This window comes from Pseudomonas sp. DR48 (genome assembly GCF_019823085.1).
Lineage (GTDB): Bacteria > Pseudomonadota > Gammaproteobacteria > Pseudomonadales > Pseudomonadaceae > Aquipseudomonas.
In genome coordinates this window covers 6810607-6827307 of record NZ_CP081946.1, presented here as the reverse complement: position 1 = coordinate 6827307, position 16701 = coordinate 6810607, and the positions used below count along the sequence as shown (strand labels likewise).

Annotated in this window: 21 protein-coding genes; 10 read left to right on the top strand and 11 right to left on the bottom strand. The window is 59.7% G+C overall.

The annotated features are described in order from the left end of the window. Positions 1–26: 26 nt before the first annotated feature. From K5K95_RS30980 to cysG, 4 genes are read left to right on the top strand one after another with little or no spacing between them, the layout of a single operon-like run. A complete protein-coding gene (locus tag K5K95_RS30980) occupies positions 27–1349 on the top strand; it encodes a replication-associated recombination protein A (protein WP_027925133.1) in 1323 nt (440 codons plus the stop codon). After that, positions 1349–1723 (top strand): fluoride efflux transporter CrcB, encoded by a 375-nt coding sequence (gene crcB, locus K5K95_RS30975; protein ID WP_090185602.1) that lies wholly within the window; start codon positions 1349–1351, stop codon positions 1721–1723. The genes K5K95_RS30980 and crcB overlap by 1 nt, the downstream gene beginning before the upstream one ends. Before the next feature lie 16 nt (positions 1724–1739). After that, on the top strand, positions 1740–3020 hold the full coding sequence (serS, locus tag K5K95_RS30970) for a serine--tRNA ligase (protein WP_222587607.1): 1281 nt from the start codon (positions 1740–1742) through the stop codon (positions 3018–3020). Continuing rightward, complete coding sequence (gene cysG, locus K5K95_RS30965; RefSeq protein ID WP_222587606.1) at positions 3021–4415, top strand: siroheme synthase CysG; 1395 nt, start codon at positions 3021–3023, stop codon at positions 4413–4415. Between the two features lie 121 nt (positions 4416–4536). Here the strand turns inward: cysG and K5K95_RS30960 are convergent, their stop codons facing one another. The 9 genes from K5K95_RS30960 to K5K95_RS30920 all read right to left on the bottom strand — a co-directional run bounded on the left by K5K95_RS30960 (position 4537) and on the right by K5K95_RS30920 (position 9547). Next, entirely contained in the window at positions 4537–5544 is a 1008-nt protein-coding gene (locus K5K95_RS30960) for a glutathione S-transferase family protein (protein ID WP_222587605.1), read from the bottom strand. Positions 5545–5634: 90 nt separating this feature from the next. Then, positions 5635–6636 (bottom strand): glycosyl transferase family protein, encoded by a 1002-nt coding sequence (locus K5K95_RS30955; RefSeq protein ID WP_222587604.1) that lies wholly within the window; start codon positions 6634–6636, stop codon positions 5635–5637. Then, positions 6633–6968 carry a TusE/DsrC/DsvC family sulfur relay protein gene (locus K5K95_RS30950; RefSeq protein WP_222587603.1) on the bottom strand — a complete coding sequence of 112 codons (336 nt, stop codon included), beginning with the start codon at positions 6966–6968 and terminating at the stop codon, positions 6633–6635. The genes K5K95_RS30955 and K5K95_RS30950 overlap by 4 nt, the downstream gene beginning before the upstream one ends. After that, the gene (gene tusB / locus K5K95_RS30945) at positions 6965–7258 is read right to left on the bottom strand and encodes a sulfurtransferase complex subunit TusB (RefSeq protein ID WP_222587602.1); all 294 of its coding nucleotides are present in this window, start codon (positions 7256–7258) and stop codon (positions 6965–6967) included. Before tusB ends, K5K95_RS30950 begins: the two co-directional genes overlap by 4 nt. Then, positions 7258–7620 carry a sulfurtransferase complex subunit TusC gene (gene tusC / locus K5K95_RS30940; RefSeq protein ID WP_222587601.1) on the bottom strand — a complete coding sequence of 121 codons (363 nt, stop codon included), beginning with the start codon at positions 7618–7620 and terminating at the stop codon, positions 7258–7260. Before tusC ends, tusB begins: the two co-directional genes overlap by 1 nt. A 1-nt stretch (position 7621) precedes the next feature. Continuing rightward, positions 7622–8014 (bottom strand): sulfurtransferase complex subunit TusD, encoded by a 393-nt coding sequence (gene tusD, locus K5K95_RS30935; protein ID WP_222590487.1) that lies wholly within the window; start codon positions 8012–8014, stop codon positions 7622–7624. A 201-nt stretch (positions 8015–8215) separates the two neighbouring features. After that, positions 8216–8920: a YoaK family protein gene (locus K5K95_RS30930; RefSeq protein WP_222587600.1), complete on the bottom strand. Its 705-nt coding sequence runs from the start codon at positions 8918–8920 to the stop codon at positions 8216–8218. Positions 8921–8947: 27 nt separating this feature from the next. Then, positions 8948–9277, bottom strand: a complete 330-nt coding sequence (locus tag K5K95_RS30925; protein WP_222587599.1) for a DUF6388 family protein — start codon at positions 9275–9277, stop codon at positions 8948–8950. A gap of 21 nt (positions 9278–9298) precedes the next feature. After that, positions 9299–9547, bottom strand: coding sequence for a hypothetical protein (locus K5K95_RS30920; RefSeq protein ID WP_008154823.1), 249 nt, complete (start codon positions 9545–9547; stop codon positions 9299–9301). Positions 9548–9709: 162 nt separating this feature from the next. Here K5K95_RS30920 and K5K95_RS30915 point away from each other — a divergent pair, with 162 nt between their 5' ends. Next, the gene (locus K5K95_RS30915; protein ID WP_222587598.1) at positions 9710–10060 is read left to right on the top strand and encodes a hypothetical protein; all 351 of its coding nucleotides are present in this window, start codon (positions 9710–9712) and stop codon (positions 10058–10060) included. 125 nt (positions 10061–10185) lie between these two features. Here the strand turns inward: K5K95_RS30915 and K5K95_RS30910 are convergent, their stop codons facing one another. Then, positions 10186–10605, bottom strand: coding sequence for a GNAT family N-acetyltransferase (locus K5K95_RS30910; RefSeq protein WP_222587597.1), 420 nt, complete (start codon positions 10603–10605; stop codon positions 10186–10188). Positions 10606–10756: 151 nt separating this feature from the next. On the opposite strand from K5K95_RS30910, the gene K5K95_RS30905 reads away from it, so the two are divergent. From K5K95_RS30905 to K5K95_RS30895, 3 genes are all read left to right on the top strand, one after another. After that, positions 10757–11194: a hemerythrin domain-containing protein gene (locus K5K95_RS30905; RefSeq protein ID WP_222587596.1), complete on the top strand. Its 438-nt coding sequence runs from the start codon at positions 10757–10759 to the stop codon at positions 11192–11194. Positions 11195–11415: 221 nt separating this feature from the next. Beyond that, positions 11416–12051, top strand: a complete 636-nt coding sequence (locus K5K95_RS30900; RefSeq protein ID WP_222587595.1) for a lytic polysaccharide monooxygenase auxiliary activity family 9 protein — start codon at positions 11416–11418, stop codon at positions 12049–12051. 977 nt (positions 12052–13028) lie between these two features. Continuing rightward, positions 13029–13625: an NUDIX domain-containing protein gene (locus tag K5K95_RS30895; protein WP_222587594.1), complete on the top strand. Its 597-nt coding sequence runs from the start codon at positions 13029–13031 to the stop codon at positions 13623–13625. Here the strand turns inward: K5K95_RS30895 and K5K95_RS30890 are convergent. Continuing rightward, a complete protein-coding gene (locus K5K95_RS30890) occupies positions 13617–14132 on the bottom strand; it encodes a methylated-DNA--[protein]-cysteine S-methyltransferase (protein WP_222587593.1) in 516 nt (171 codons plus the stop codon). The two genes, K5K95_RS30895 and K5K95_RS30890, sit on opposite strands and share 9 nt — an antisense overlap. Before the next feature lie 149 nt (positions 14133–14281). Between K5K95_RS30890 and ggt the strand changes: the two genes are divergently transcribed. Both ggt and K5K95_RS30880 read left to right on the top strand, forming a co-directional pair. Then, on the top strand, positions 14282–16009 hold the full coding sequence (ggt, locus tag K5K95_RS30885) for a gamma-glutamyltransferase (RefSeq protein WP_222587592.1): 1728 nt from the start codon (positions 14282–14284) through the stop codon (positions 16007–16009). Between the two features lie 69 nt (positions 16010–16078). Beyond that, on the top strand, positions 16079–16612 hold the full coding sequence (locus K5K95_RS30880) for a cysteine hydrolase family protein (protein ID WP_222587591.1): 534 nt from the start codon (positions 16079–16081) through the stop codon (positions 16610–16612). Positions 16613–16701 lie beyond the last annotated feature (89 nt).

Genomic DNA, 16701 nt, shown 5'->3' with positions numbered 1-16701 from the left:
TCCCCAGTGAGGTTTCATAAGTAGTGATGGACCTGTTTCGCAGTGCCCCGATAGCTCAGCCCCTGGCCGCTCGCCTGCGTGCGGCCAATCTGGACGAGTACGTCGGTCAGGAACACCTGCTCGCTCGCGGCAAGCCTTTGCGCGAAGCCCTGGAGCAGGGTGCCCTGCACTCGATGATTTTCTGGGGACCGCCGGGAGTGGGCAAGACCACCCTGGCGCGGTTGTTGGCGGAAGTCTCGGATGCGCACTTCGAAACGGTCTCGGCGGTGCTGGCTGGCGTGAAAGAGATCCGTCAGGCGGTGGAAATCGCCAAGCAGCAGGCCGGGCAATACGGCAAACGAACCATCCTGTTCGTCGATGAAGTGCATCGCTTCAACAAGTCGCAGCAGGATGCGTTTCTGCCCTACGTTGAAGACGGCACGCTGATTTTCATCGGCGCGACCACTGAAAACCCCTCGTTCGAACTCAATAACGCCTTGCTCTCACGGGCGCGTGTCTATGTGCTCAAAAGCCTCGACGAAGCGGCTTTGCGCAAATTGGTGCATCGCGCGCTGACCGAAGAGCGTGGCCTGGGCAAGCGGCAACTGACCCTCAGCGATGAAGGCTTCCAGATGCTGCTGTCCGCCGCCGATGGCGATGGCCGCCGTTTGCTCAACCTGTTGGAAAACGCCTCGGACCTGGCGGAAGACAACAGCGAGATCGGTGTCGACCTGCTGCAAAGCCTGCTCGGCGATACCCGGCGCCGTTTCGACAAGGGCGGCGAGGCGTTCTACGACCAGATATCGGCGCTGCATAAATCGGTACGCGGCTCCAATCCCGATGGCGCGTTGTACTGGTTCGCGCGGATGATCGATGGCGGTTGCGACCCGTTGTACCTGGCCCGGCGCGTGGTGCGCATGGCCAGCGAAGACATCGGTAACGCCGACCCGCGTGCCCTGAGCCTGTGCCTGGCGGCGTGGGAAGTGCAGGAGCGCCTCGGCAGTCCTGAAGGCGAGTTGGCAGTGGCCCAGGCCATCACGTATCTGGCGTGCGCGCCGAAAAGCAATGCGGTGTACATGGGTTTCAAAGCCGCGATGCGCAGCGCCACCGAACACGGCTCGCTCGAAGTGCCGCTGCACCTGCGCAACGCACCGACCAAGCTGATGAAACAATTGGGTTATGGCGATGAATACCGTTATGCCCACGATGAGCCAGACGCGTACGCCGCGGGCGAAGACTATTTCCCGGAAGAACTCGAGCCACAACCGTTCTATCAACCGGTGCCGCGTGGCCTGGAGTTGAAGATCGGCGAGAAACTCAATCACCTTGCACAACTGGACCGTCTAAGCCCCCGGCAGCGGAGAAAATAGTGATTCCTCTGGTTATAGCGGTCTCCATCGGCGGTGTTGCCGGCACATTGTTGCGCTTTGCCACCGGCAATTGGGTCAACGCAAATTGGCCGCGACACTTCTATACCGCGACGCTCGCCGTTAATATCGTGGGCTGTCTGCTGATCGGCGTTCTATACGGTCTGTTTTTGATTCGCCCGGAGGTGCCTTTCGAGGTGCGTGCCGGGCTCATTGTCGGCTTCCTCGGGGGGCTGACGACTTTTTCATCCTTTTCACTGGATACGGTGCGCCTGCTTGAAAGCGGGCAGGTGCCGCTGGCCCTGGGCTATGCTGCGATCAGCGTATTCGGCGGTCTGCTCGCCACTTGGGCCGGCCTGTCCTTGACCAAACTTTGATAAACGAGAAACCGACATGCTCGATTCCAAACTGTTACGTAGCAACCTTCAGGACGTAGCGGACCGCCTGGCATCCCGTGGCTACACGCTGGATGTGGCGCGCATCGAAGCGCTGGAAGAACAGCGCAAGACCGTCCAGACCCGTACCGAAGCACTGCAGGCTGAGCGTAATGCGCGTTCCAAATCCATCGGCCAGGCCAAACAGCGCGGCGAAGATATCGCGCCTTTGATGGCTGCTGTGGAACGCATGGCAAGCGAGTTGAGCATCGGTAAAGTCGAGCTGGACGCGATCCAGACCGAGCTGGATTCGATCCTGCTGGGTATCCCGAACCTGCCACACGAATCCGTGCCGATTGGCGCCGATGAAGATGGCAACGTTGAAGTCCGTCGCTGGGGCACCCCGACGGCGTTCGACTTCCCGGTCCTGGACCACGTTGCGCTGGGCGAGAAGTTCGGCTGGCTGGATTTCGAAACCGCCGCCAAGCTGTCCGGTGCCCGTTTCGCTCTGTTGCGCGGCCCGATCGCTCGCATGCACCGCGCTCTGGCGCAGTTCATGATCAACCTGCACACCAGCGAACACGGTTACGAAGAGGCTTACACGCCGTATCTGGTCCAGGCGCCTGCGCTGCAAGGCACCGGCCAGCTGCCGAAATTCGAAGAAGACCTGTTCAAGATCAGCCGCGAAGGCGAAGCCGATCTGTACCTGATTCCGACCGCGGAAGTGTCGCTGACCAACATCGTTGCCGGTGAGATCGTCGATTCGAAACTGCTGCCGATCAAGTTCGTGGCTCACACGCCGTGCTTCCGCAGTGAAGCCGGTGCATCGGGTCGCGATACACGCGGCATGATCCGCCAGCACCAGTTCGACAAGGTCGAAATGGTCCAGATCGTTGAGCCGTCGACGTCGATGGACGCGCTGGAAGGCCTGACCGCCAACGCCGAGAAAGTCCTGCAACTGCTGCAACTGCCGTATCGCACGATTGCCTTGTGCACCGGCGACATGGGCTTCAGCGCGGTCAAGACCTACGACCTGGAAGTGTGGATCCCGAGCCAGGACAAGTACCGTGAAATTTCGTCGTGCTCCAACTGCGGCGACTTCCAGGCCCGTCGTATGCAAGCGCGTTTCCGCAACCCGGAAACCGGCAAGCCTGAGCTGGTGCACACCCTCAACGGTTCCGGCCTGGCGGTCGGTCGTACTCTGGTGGCGGTGCTGGAAAACTACCAGCAGTCCGACGGTTCGATCCGTGTACCGGACGTGCTGAAGCCGTACATGGGTGGCCTCGAGGTCATCGGCTAAATGGACTATCTGCCGCTGTTTCACAACCTTCGCGGCAGTCGTGTGTTGGTCGTCGGCGGGGGGGAAATTGCCTTGCGCAAATCCCGCCTGCTGGCCGAAGCCGGTGCGCTGCTGCGGGTAGTTGCACCTGAAATCGAACCGCAACTGCGCGAGCTGGTGGTCGGCAGCGGTGGCGAGTGCCTGGTAAGGGGTTACGTCGAGTCGGACCTTGACGGTTGCGGGCTGATCATTGCCGCCACCGACGACGAACCGCTCAACGCGCAAGTCTCCGCCGATGCCCATCGGCGTTGCGTGCCAGTCAACGTGGTGGATGCGCCTGCCTTGTGCAGCGTGATCTTCCCGGCGATCGTCGACCGATCCCCATTGATCATTGCGGTGTCCAGTGGCGGTGACGCACCGGTGCTGGCGCGGTTGATCCGCGCCAAGCTGGAAACCTGGATACCGTCCACCTACGGTCAACTGGCTGGTCTGGCGGCGCGCTTTCGCACTCAGGTCAAAGGCTTGTTCCCGGATGTGCAGCAGCGTCGGGCGTTCTGGGAAGATGTATTCCAGGGCCCGATTGCCGACCGACAACTGGCCGGGCAGGGCGCCGAAGCCGAGCGCCTGATGCTGGCGAAAATCAACGGCGAAGCGCCAGTTGCGACCGGTGAAGTGTATTTGGTGGGCGCAGGTCCCGGTGATCCGGACTTGCTGACCTTCCGTGCCTTGCGCCTGATGCAGCAAGCCGATGTGGTGCTGTATGACCGCCTGGTTGCACCGGCCATCCTCGATTTGTGCCGTCGCGATGCCGAACGGGTCTACGTCGGCAAGCGTCGCGCCGATCACGCCGTGCCTCAGGATCAGATCAACCAGCAATTGGTCGATCTGGCCAAACAAGGCAAACGTGTGGTGCGACTGAAGGGCGGTGATCCGTTCATCTTCGGGCGCGGTGGTGAGGAGATCGAAGAACTGGCGGCTCACGGCATCCCGTTTCAGGTCGTACCGGGTATCACGGCGGCCAGCGGTTGCGCGGCGTATGCCGGGATTCCGCTGACGCACCGTGATTACGCGCAGTCAGTGCGGTTTGTCACCGGGCACCTCAAGGACGGCTCTACCGATTTGCCGTGGGGTGACCTGGTTGCACCGGCACAAACCCTGGTGTTTTACATGGGGTTGGTGGGCTTGCCGATCATTTGCGAGCAGTTGATCAAGCATGGTCGCGCAGCCGATACCCCGGCGGCGTTGATCCAACAGGGCACCACGGTCAATCAGCGGGTGTTTACCGGCACCCTGGCCGATCTTCCACGGCTGGTGGCGGAGCACGAAGTGCACGCGCCGACCCTGGTGATCGTTGGGGAAGTGGTGCAACTGCGCGAAAAGCTGGCGTGGTTCGAAGGGGCTCAGGCGCAGGTCTGAACATCGAGTCGCTGCCTTCGCGAGCAAGCCCGCTCCCACATTGGATTTGTGAACGACACAAATCCAATGTGGGAGCGGGCTTGCTCGCGAAGGGGCCCTCAAAATCACTCCATGCTTCAGATCAGACCTCGGATTTACGCCAAACCCCTTTCCCGCTCAACCGTTCCCGATCATGGGGCGCGGTGAAATCCTGCGCCGGTCCCTTGGGCACGACACCCGTCGGGTTAATGGTCTTGTGGCTGCCGTAGTAGTGATGCTTGATGTGCTGGAAATCCACCGTCTCGGCAATCCCCGGCCACTGATACATCTCCCGCAGCCAGTTCGACAGATTCGGATAATCGGCAATCCGCCGCAGATTGCACTTGAAGTGCCCGTGGTACACCGCATCAAAACGAATCAGCGTGGTGAACAACCGGATGTCGGCTTCCGTCAGGTATTCGCCGACGAGATAACGGTTCTCGCTCAACAGCAGTTCGAGCCGATCCAGCTCGGCGAACACATCATCAAAGGCTTCTTCATAAGCACCCTGAGAGGTGGCAAACCCTGCGCGGTAGACGCCATTGTTCACGGCCGGATAAATCCGCTCGTTCAGCGCATCGATCTCACCGCGCAGAGGCGCCGGATAGAAATCCAGGTCATTGCCGGTCAGTTCATCGAAGGCGCCATTGAACATGCGGATGATTTCCGCCGATTCATTGTTGACGATGCGGTTCTGCTGCTTGTCCCACAGCACCGGTACGGTGACACGGCCGGTGTACTCGGCGGTATCGGCGGTGTAGCGCTGGTGCATGAATTCGAAATGATCAAGTTTGTCGCCGGTCGAGCCGAGGTTCTGATCGAAGGTCCAGCCGTTTTCCAGCATCAACCAACTGACCACCGACACGTCGATCAGGTTTTCAAGGCCTTTGAGTTTGCGCAGGATCAGCGTGCGATGCGCCCAGGGACAGGCGAGGGACACATAAAGGTGATAGCGCCCAGCCTCGGCGGCAAAGCCACCGACACCGGTCGGGCCGGGTTTGCCGTCGGCGGTCAGCCAGTTGCGGCGTTGCGCCTGTTCACGCTGGAACGCGCCGTCCTTGCTGCTTTCGTACCACTGGTCATGCCAGCGACCTTCAACTAACAAACCCATATTCAAGACTCCTTAACCGATAAGCGTTTGAGAGGAGTCTATTCGGATAGGTTCGATAAAAAAGCGCAAAGGTTAACGGGTTATGATCGGTTAAATAGATCTATCCCGTGCGTCCCAATACTGTTGTGCGGTTTCGAAGGCTTGCTCGCGCGATTGACCGAGGCCGCGCAGCGCTAGGGCCATCGTCGAAATCAGGGCCATTTGCGGATAGCTGTCGACCACATCGCCGCGCCACACGGCTTTCAAGTGCTCCGGATCGAGCGAGGCGGGTTTGACGTGGCGCTGGGTCGACATCTGCGGCCATTCCTCATCCCAGCTTTCGCCACCGGTGGTGCCGTACAAGTGGCTGTCGGCGTCCGGGTTGATCTCGATTTCGCCGCCATCGCCCTTGACCACGATTGCGGTATCGCCGAGCAAGCCGCTGGTATCGCGATGCACGGCCTGATAGCCAGGATGGAAAATGCTTTGCAGGCCACAGCGGGCGCCCAGCGGATTGAGAATCCGCGTCAGCGAATGAATCGGCGAACGCAGGCCCAGCGTGTTGCGCAGATCGATCATGCGTTGCAGTTGCGGTGCCCAATCCACCAGCGGCATGAAGGCCAGACCGCCCTGATCCAGCGCCTCGCCGACCTGCTGCCAGTTACGGCACAGCGGGATATTCAACTGATCCAGCAATTGTTCGCTGTACAGCCGACCGGCCGTGTGTGCGCCACCGCCATGCATGAAGATGCGCACGCCGTTCTGCGCCAGGCACTTGGCCGCCAGCAGATACCACGGCAGGTGGCGCTTCTTGCCCGCATACGTCGGCCAGTCCAGATCGACCGCTAGCGCCGGCGGATTCAGCCGTTCACGCAAGGCTTCGGCGAACCCGGCCATTTCCTCGGCGCTTTCTTCCTTGTGCCGCAGCAACATCAGAAACGCACCTAGCTGTGTGTCTTCGACCTTGTCGTCGAGCACCATGCCCATGGCTTCGCGGGCTTCGATCCGGGTCAGGTCGCGAGCGCCGCGCTTGCCCTTGCCGAGGATTCGCACGAACTGGGCGAAAGGGTGTTCGGCAGGTGTTTCGAGGGTCAGCGCTGGATAGTCGGTCATAAACAATTCGTCGGTTTGGGCAGGCCCGCCAGTTTCGCGGCGAGTTTGGCAGGGGTGCCTTTGAACAGTCGGTTCAGGTGCAGGCTGTTGCCTTTTTCCGGGCCCAGCTTCAGTGCGGTGTACTTGATCAACGGACGGGTCGCAGGCGACAGCTGGAATTCGTCGTAGAAACCGCGCAGCAGTTCGAGGACTTCCCAATGTTCCGGGCTCAACTCGATGTCTTCGGCGGCGGCGAGGGCGGCAGCCACCTCGTTGGACCAGTCGCTCAGGTCGACCAGGAAGCCGTCCTTGTCCAGCTCGATGGCGCGGGCGCCGACTGTCAGGGAATTCATAGCCAACTGTTGACCTTGTCGTAGTGAATCGACAGCTCGACGAAGGCCGGGTAATCGATGGCCTGGACCGCGTCAGGAATCTCCAGCGCACGAGCCTGGGCATCTTCGGCCAGTACGAATAGTTTCAAATTGCGAGCATTCAACGCATTGAACGGCGCTGTGCCGGGTTGCAACGCATAGACGGCATCGCCGGTCAGCAACAGCGCATCGTTCGCGCCGATCACCCGCAGGCAACTGGTCAGGCGGTCGTCGCCAAATGGGGAATGAGACAACACATGCAAAGTCGACATCAGAGGGTGATCACCTGGTCGTAACGGTCAATAAGCGCAGTGATTTGCTCGGCAGCCAGCAGTTGGGCTTCTTCGAGCGAGAAACGGCTCGGGTCCAGGCCGCGTTCCGCAGCACTGTCTGCACAGACGAACAGCTCTTCAACACCGAACATCGGCAACGCTTGCAGGTTGGCGCTCAGGTCTTTTTGCTGCAGGGCCTTGGCGTCCTGTTTGGCGGCGAGTTGAAACACACCGTCATCGAGAAACAGCAAACCGATCGGCAGATCGAAAGCACCGCCGGCCAGCACGATGTCCAGCGCTTCGCGCGCATTCGGCCCGGACCACGGGGCCTGGCGGCTGATGATCAGCAAGGATTTGGGCATTTCACGCGCCTCCAAAACAGATCAGGCGGTCGGCGTCCTGCACGGCGTCATGCAACTGACCCAGACCGGACAATTCCCACGGTGCACCGACCGATACGGCCTCGCGCTGATAACGCCCGGCTTCTTCTGCGTCCAGCACACCACGGCGCAGGGCGGCGGCAATGCAAACAACGCCGTCCAGTTGATGATCAGTGACAAAGGCGCGCCATTGCTTGGGCAAGTCCAGCTCATCCTGGGGCGTGACCACGCTGCCGGAAGCGTTATAAACGCCGTCCTGATAGAAAAACATCCGGACAATTTCATGCCCGCCCGCCAATGCGGCCTGGGCGAACAGCAAGGCGCGGCGCGAGGAGGGCGCATGGGCGGCGGAAAACAGCGCGATGGCGAACTTCATGACGGACTCGATCAGCAAAACTGTGGCCATGATAAAGCTTTATCGGCGAGGCGGCGAAGTGCGTTTGATCATGGACCGAGTCGCCGCCATCTCGAGCAGGCTCGCTCCCACAGGGGGTTTGTGGCGAATATCGATTTCGTGTACGACATTAATCCCTTGTGGGAGCGAGCCTGCTCGCGATGGCGGTCTGGCAGGCACCGCTCAGCGCGGCATATAGCCCAACTGCCAACGCCTCGGAATGCTTAACGACAGCCCCCCCAACGCCGCGGCCAGCAATCCGCTGGCAAACATCGCCTTGAGTCCCAGGTGATGTTCCAGCACGGCACCCAGCACGGCGCCGGCAAACATGCCGGTCCAGGGAATCAACTGAACCCGCCAGCCATTGCGCCGTTCGCCGAGCATCCAGCGCCCCAGACCACGACCGAAGCGCGACAGGGCGCCGGTCACGTAGGTGAGGCCGACCGGCAGACCGTTCACTTCCTCCACCGCCGCATTGAGCATGCCCATGGCGATGATGGCCGCCAGCAACGCCGGCAGTTGCTCGTCATAAGGCCAGGCAGCGGCGCCGCACAGCAGCATGGCGATACACAGTAATAACGGCAGTGCCCGTCGACCGCCCAGACGACTGATCACAATGCCCAAGGCGTTGCCGACGACAAAGGTGGCCACAAGGATCAGCAGACGCAAGGTCAGCCCGAGATTGCCGTCGCTGATGGCGACCGCAAGGCGGGTGGTGTTGCCGCTCATGAAGGAAACAAAGTCACCGCTGGCCATGAAGCCGATGGCGTCGGTCATGCCGGCCAGCACCGAGAGTGCGGCGACCAGCGACATGCCGATGCGGCCGCGCCATTTGCGGGCGTGCAGATGACCCGGGCTGGCGCGGGTACTTGAAGGCGACGGTAGCATCGGTTGAGCATCCTTGAGCGGCGGTGGTTACTTGCTCAACCCATATAACTCACAATATTCCAGCCAGTCCAGACCCGCCATCTCAGCCACTTCCTTGTGTACTTCCATTCGCTGAGTCTCGTAGTCCTCAGGCGTGTCGACGGTCAGTTTCAGCGTCAGCTCCCAGGCAAACAACCCCAGGCGCTCGGCTTCGGCTTCGAACGCTTCATGCAAGCGCTCGTCACGGTATTGTGCTGCCGTCTCGCCTTTGGCCTGGGCCAACAGCGGATTGAGGTTGTCGAGTTCGTGGCGCAGCTCGGGGCGCTCGTCGAGAAATTTCTCCAGCGCCTTTTCATGTTGCTGTTCGGTTGCCGCCATGGTCACTCCTTGAGGCTGCTCTTATGAAGATTGCTTCTTGCTGGCCTTGGCCGCAGCGGCCAGGCACTCGAGTGCAAACTGCTCGGGGTACGTCATCTGGATCGGCGTGGTTTCGCCTTTGACGGTCCGTTCGCCGTCGAGGATGTAGCGAATCCGTTTGTCGGTGACGCCAATTCGCTTGGCGATCCAGGAAGGGGTCTGGCCGATCTGGCTGATCAGCTTGTCAGCGTATTCAGCGGTCGGTTTGTAATACTCGGCGTTGGGTGTCATGGACGTTCCAGAAAAATGAGCCCGAAAAAACGGGCGATGTGACGGTAATGGCGCGACAGGGTGCGCGAATCGTCAGTCGATGTCGCGCTATAAATGAAGTAAAGCAGAACGATACGCCGTGCCACGGTGATACAGTCCGCTTTTTCTTGATGAGCGAACGCGATGCGAATTCTGATGGTAGCGCTGGCCGTAACGTTGCTGGCCGGATGTGCCGGTTCGGTGATGAACGATGCCCGCACCAAAACCCCTTATAAAACCCTGAAGTCGGACAAGCCGGAAAAAGTCGTCGCGCAGTGCGTGCAGTTTTCCTGGCAGGACGAGGCGGTGTTCGGTGTCGATGCCGCTGCTTATCTGCAATCGGGTGAGAAGAGCGGGACCACGGTCTACACGCGTTCGGCGGAGTCGTTTGTCGACGTCACCACCGATCCTTCCGGAACGGTGCTGAGTTACTACGCGCAGCATGACGACTTTGTCGCCAAACGCCGTCTGGCGGCGTTGGCAACCTGCCTCTGAGATCGACGCAGTACCCCTGTGAGAGCGAGCCTGCTCGCGATAGCGGTTTATCATTCAACATTGATATCGATTGACAGGCCGCCATCGCGAGCAGGCTCACTCCCACAGGAGTTTGCGCTATTTCGTCACAGGCGCTTCTGGAAAAACAGGCGCTTGTGGCCCGGCGGATAGTCGACAATCTGGCCCAGCTCGCTGTAGCCCAGCTTCTGGTAGAACCCCGGCGCCTGAAAGTCGAACGTGTCGAGCCAGACCCCAACGCACTCCTTCTCTCGCGCCACGTCTTCGGCCATACGCATCAGCTTCGAGCCCAGGCCTTGTCCCCGGGCCTGTTCCGGCACCGACAGCAATTCGATGAACATCCACTGGTAAAACACCCGAGCATAGAGTCCGCCGAGGATCTCGCCGCTGTCATCGCGCACCAGTAAAGCAATGGGTTCCTGCATCGAGACGCCGGCCTTTGAGGCGTTATAGGCGCGCAATGGCAAAAGGATCGCTTGCCGCTCTTCATCTGTGGGGGTTTGCGAGCGTTCAATTCGCAGGGGCATTAGCTACATCCTTATGGCTTTGGGAATAACGATCTCCAAGCCTATCCCGGCAAGTGGTCGTTGTTCCAGCCCTTCAGGTGGAACCCTCGCTCGCGCCCGGCTGTCTAGGCTAAACAGCGTCATCCCAGAACGCAGCCGATGAGGATCCTCCGTGAATATTTTTGAAGCCTTGCGTGAAAGCCATGACCGTCAACGCACCTATGCCGACGCGCTGATCAAGACCAGTGGCGACACCCCGGAGCGGGTCGAGGCTTACAAACAGCTCAAGTCCGAATTGCAGGCCCACGAAACAGCGGAAGAGCGGCATTTCTACATCCCGCTGATGGAGTTCGACAACGGCGTCGACCTGAGCCGTCATGCCATCTCCGAGCACCATGAGATGGACGAAATGATGGAAGAGCTGGATGAGACAGAGATGTCCAGCCCGGCGTGGCTGGCGACTGCCAAGAAGCTTTGCGAGAAGGTTCATCACCACCTCAAAGAGGAAGAGCAGAAGTTCTTCCAGATGGCCGGCAAGCTGCTCGATGACAAACAGAAAGAGACGCTGGCTGGCCAGTACGTAAAGGAATACAAGGCTCAGCTTTCCTGATCGAAGCGGTGCGCCCGGTTGGCACTTTGGGGCGTAGTCCTTTTGCTATGCCGCGAGTAAGCGCTAGCCCAGACAACTGGTTATACATCCAGTATTTGTTCGGTGTTGGTTTGAGACGTCATGCAGCCACGGTTTTTGGTCCCATGGACAAAAAAACTGGCTCCGTTAGTTTGAAGGCCTCTCCTCGGGAAGGAGAGTTCTCAAATCAACGGAGTGAAAACATGAACCAACCACACGCTCAAACCCAACTGCGGCACGGCCGCGTCACTTCCCCTGCAAGCCGTGGCTCGGTCGCTGTGGAGCTGGGGCTGCTGGGGAACTGGCAAGTCAACGAAATGGAAGGCGGCAAGAATTTCCCGGCATTGATGGCCGGGCCTTTCCCGGTGCCTTACGAGACAGACAGCGTCAGCGTCGTTCCGCCTGGCGATGGTCATATCCTCAGCGGTGGCAAGGTCGATGCTCGTGACTGCCTTAATTTCACCAATGAGGAAATGAGCCTCAAGCTCAACCGACCGTTCACCTGGCCGATGTTGAACGTCGATCCGGGCCAGACCTTTAACGTCACTTGGGAATACACCGCGGCCCACGTCACCCGTGGCTACAGCTGGTTCATCACCCGGGATGGCTGGAACCCGAAACAGCGGATCAGCCGTGCGCAGTTGGAGCCGACATCGTTTTTCGATGACTTCTACACCCAGGTGCCTTACTACAGTCATTCCGCTGAGATGAAAGCCAAGGTCAATCACCAGGTGAATTTGCCGGGCAACAAGAAGGGCCACCATGTCATCGTGCTGATGTGGATTGTGGCCAATACCGGGAATGCGTTTTATCAAGCGTTTGATGTGGACTTTAAGTAGGCAATAAGGTCCGGCAGTGATGCCGTTTACTTATGACGTTTTGGGGTTGGGGGCTTATCCGTTTCTGCGGTCACGGCGGCTATTGGTTCCGCCCTGACGGCGGGTCACTTGGAGAAGCGCCAAGTAACCAAGCGCTAGCGTCCCTGACGTACGGTGCCTCGCCTAGGCTCGGCATTCCCTCACTCCGGTCCTGCTCCGTGGGCCCGCCGCCATCGGCCATCCATGGCCGGGGGCGGCTAACCCGGCATCCATGCCGGGTTGCCCACTGCGCAGAACCTGCGTTCGGCCTCCCGACGGAGCAGATCAAGATCAAGATCAAAAGCGCAAGGCGAGCTAACGCTCGACCTGATGAGTGGTGAGGAGCCACGGGTGTACACCGTCAAAATGTGGGAGCGAGCCTGCTCGCGATGAGGCCCTGTCAGTCAGCGGTGATGTTGCCTGTAATGCCGCCATCGAGAGCAAGCTCGCTCCCACAGGTATTGAGTACATCTGGCAAAGCCAGGCTGGCCGGAAGGCCGCTTCGCGCGATCGCGCCCACGCTCTGGGAGGACGATCACTACGCGCAAGCGTTGAAGAACCAGGCCGGCCCGTAGGCCGCCTCGTTTTGCTTTGGCGGTACACGCCCCCTCGTGAGGCCGAGCGCAGGTTCTGCGCAGTGGGCAACCCGGCATGGATGCCGGGTTAGCCGCCCCCGGCCATGGATGGCCGATGGCGGCGGGCCCACGGAGCAGGACCGGAGCGAGGGCATGCCGAGCCCTAGCGAGGCACCGAACGTCAGGGGCAAAAGCGCTTGGTTACTTGGCGCTTCTCCAAGTGACCCGCCGTCAGGGCGGAACCCTAAGCCGCCGTTACCGCAGCAACGGATATGTACCCAACCCCAACCCCAACCCCAAAATTTCTTAAGTGAACAGGTCATGCCGGGCTTTTAAGTTTTCGCCTACCATGTGCACCTCCCGACAAAAAAAGGATGAATTGTGATGTCGAACACCGCCGAGCGAGTCAACATCATCGAATCACAGGTGTTGTCCCACGACTGGTACCTGCTGAGAAAAATCAGCTTCGACTACCTGCGCAACAACGGTGAATGGCAACGCCAGACTCGCGAGGTCTACGACCGAGGCAATGGCGCCGCCATTCTGCTGTTCAACCGCGAGAAGAGAACGGTCGTGCTGACCCGCCAGTTCCGGCTGCCGGTGTTCGTCAACGGCCACGATGGCTTGCTGATCGAGGTTGCAGCCGGATTGCTTGAAGGCGCCGATCCCGAGGAGCGCATCCGGGCCGAGGCCGAAGAAGAAACCGGCTATCGCGTTCACCATGTGCAAAAGGTCTTCGAGTCCTACATGAGCCCCGGCTCGGTGACCGAAAAACTGCACTTCTTCATCGCCGAATACGACACCGCATCGAAAGTCAGTGATGGCGGTGGGCTGGAAGAAGAGACCGAAGAACTGGAAGTGTTGGAGTGGGCATTCGAGGAGGCGCTCGAGGCGTTTTATCGCGGGGAGATCTGCGATGCGAAGACCATTATGTTGCTGCAGTATGCGGCGATGAAGGATCTCTTCGGCCCCTCAAAATAAATCATCCATCCGGCTGGCGCCTGACCATTCGCATCCTTCCAGTGTCAGCAATCGCTCTTTGGCCGCAAGCCCACCGGCAAACCCGGTGAGCTTCCCGGACGCACCGATCACCCGATGGCACGGTGCAACAATCGAAATCGGATTCTTGCCATTCGCCGCACCCACTGCGCGCACCGCGCTCGGATGGCCAATCTGCTCGGCAATCTGGCTGTAGCTGCGGGTCTGGCCAAACGGAATGGTCAACAGCGCCTGCCAGACCTTCTTCTGAAATTCGGTGCCGGCAAAATCCAGTTCCAGCTCAAACCGATGGCGCGTTCCGGCGAAGTATTCCTCTAACTGCTGAACAGCGCGCACGAGGATCGGGCTATCCGGCGCTTCGTGCATCGGCCCCAGTCTTACCCGATTCGGCTTGTCGTTTTCCCAGAGGATGGCCGCCAGTCTTGAATCTTTCGCGACCAGCTTCAACTCGCCAACCGGGGAAGCCAGGGTGGTGAAGGTGTAAGGCATGCCGGCGGACTCCGCAACAGGGTTGAACAGGGGCTCAGCATACTGACTCGACGGGGAGGCGCAATACGCAATCCCAGCCATACTTGCCTCTGCTCTTGACGCGATTTCTCAGATTTTTTACACAAACCATAAAAAGAAGAGACCGACTCATGAAGTTCGAACCTTTTGCCAAATCGCTGATTGCGACCTCGTTGGCGCTCAGCTGCCTCAGCACGTACGCCGCCTCGGTGGCCCCGGTCGCTGCCGAAAACGGTATGGTCGTGACGGCACAGCATCTGGCGTCCCATGTGGGCGTCGATGTGCTCAAGAATGGTGGCAACGCCGTCGATGCCGCGGTCGCGGTGGGTTATGCGCTGGCGGTGGTCTATCCCGCAGCCGGTAACCTGGGTGGCGGCGGCTTCATGACCATTCAGCTGGCGGACGGGCGCAAAACCTTCCTCGATTTCCGCGAAAAAGCACCGCTGGCCGCCAAAGCCGACATGTACCTCGACAAAGAGGGCAACGTCGTCCCGGACCTCAGCACCCGCGGGCACCTGGCCGTTGGCGTGCCGGGCACCGTGTCTGGCATGGAACTGGCCTTGCAGAAGTACGGCACCAAACCGCGCAAGGATGTGATCGCGCCGGCGATCAAGCTCGCCGAAGACGGTTTCGTGCTGGAGCAGGGCGATGTCGATTTGCTGGACTATGCCACCGACGTGTTCAAGAAGGACATCAAGGATTCCGGCTCGATCTTCCTCAGCAATGGCGAACCGATGCAGGTCGGGCAAAAACTGGTGCAGAAAGATCTGGCCAAGACCCTGCGGGAAATTTCCGAGAAGGGCGCCGACGGTTTCTATAAAGGCTGGGTGGCCGACGCTATCGTCACCTCCAGTCAGGCCAACAAGGGCATCATCACCCAGGCCGACCTCGACAAATACAAGACCCGTGAGCTGGCGCCGATCGAGTGCGATTACCGGGGCTATCACGTGGTCTCGGCACCGCCACCAAGCTCCGGTGGGGTAGTGATCTGCGAGATCATGAACATCCTCGAAGGCTACCCGATGAAAGACCTGGGCTACCACTCGGCCCAAGGCATGCACTACCAGATCGAAGCGATGCGCCACGCGTATGTGGACCGCAACAGCTACCTGGGCGACCCGGACTTCGTGAAAAATCCGATCGCGCACCTGCTGGATAAAAACTACGCGACCAAACTGCGCGAAGCCATCAATCCGCAAAAGGCCGGCATATCCCGCGACCTCAAACCCGGTGTCGCGCCACATGAAGGCAACAACACCACGCATTACTCGATCGTCGACAAATGGGGCAACGCGGTATCGGTGACCTACACCCTCAACGACTGGTTCGGCGCCGGCGTCATGGCCAGCAAAACCGGGGTCATTCTTAACGACGAAATGGACGACTTCACTTCGAAAATCGGCGTACCGAACATGTACGGCCTGGTTCAGGGCGAAGCCAATGCCATCGCTCCTGGCAAGGCACCGCTGTCATCGATGAGCCCGACCATCGTCACCAAGGACGGCAAAGTCGTCATGGTTGTCGGCACCCCCGGCGGCAGTCGAATCATCACGGCAACCTTGCTGACCATGCTCAACGTGATCGATTACGGCATGAACATCCAGGAAGCGGTCGATGCGCCACGTTTCCACCAGCAGTGGCTGCCGGAGGAGACCAATCTGGAAGCCTTCACCACCAGCCCGGATACAGTGAAGATGCTGGAAAGCTGGGGACATAAATTTGCCGGGCCACAGGACGCCAACCACCTGGCGGCGATTCTGGTAGGCGCGCCTTCGCTGGGAGGCAAACCGGTCGGCAAGAACCGCTTCTACGGCGCCAACGACCCACGTCGCAACACCGGGCTGTCGCTCGGTTACTGAGGATTGTTTTTCAAAGGGGACGGATCTGTTTTCTGTCCCCTGATTGACCAACACATCAAGGAGGGGACCATGACAACTGCACTGCTGATCATCGACGTCCAGCAGGCCCTGTGCACTGGCGAGTACGAATGCTTCGAGATCAAGCGCGTCATCGACAACATCAACGACCTGAGCGCCGCGGCCCGTGACGCTGGCGTTCGGGTTATCTTGATTCAGCACGAAGAAGCGGGTAGCCCCTTGGCGCATAACGCCCAAGGCTGGCAACTGGCCGAAGGGCTGGAAACCTCGCCGAAGGATCTGCGTGTGCGCAAAACCACGGCGGATTCGTTTTACCAGACCAACTTGCAAAAGCTGGTGCCGAAGGAAGACTTCGAACGCCTGATCATCTGCGGCTTGCAAACCGACTACTGCGTCAACGCTACCGTGCGTCAGGCGTTGACGCTGGGTTACGACGTGGTGCTCGCAGGCGACGCTCATTCCACCGTCGCCAACGCCAGCATGACCGCCGAAGACATCATCGCCGAACACAACAAGGATCTGGCGCACCTGACCGGTTCGGTGGCACGCATCGACGTCACTCGCACCAGCGACATACGCTTCTAAGCAGCAAAAATCTCGATTAACTCACTGTCCCGTCCTGAATAAGGTTTACACCTATTTCAGGACTAGATACACATTGCCCGCTCATGACA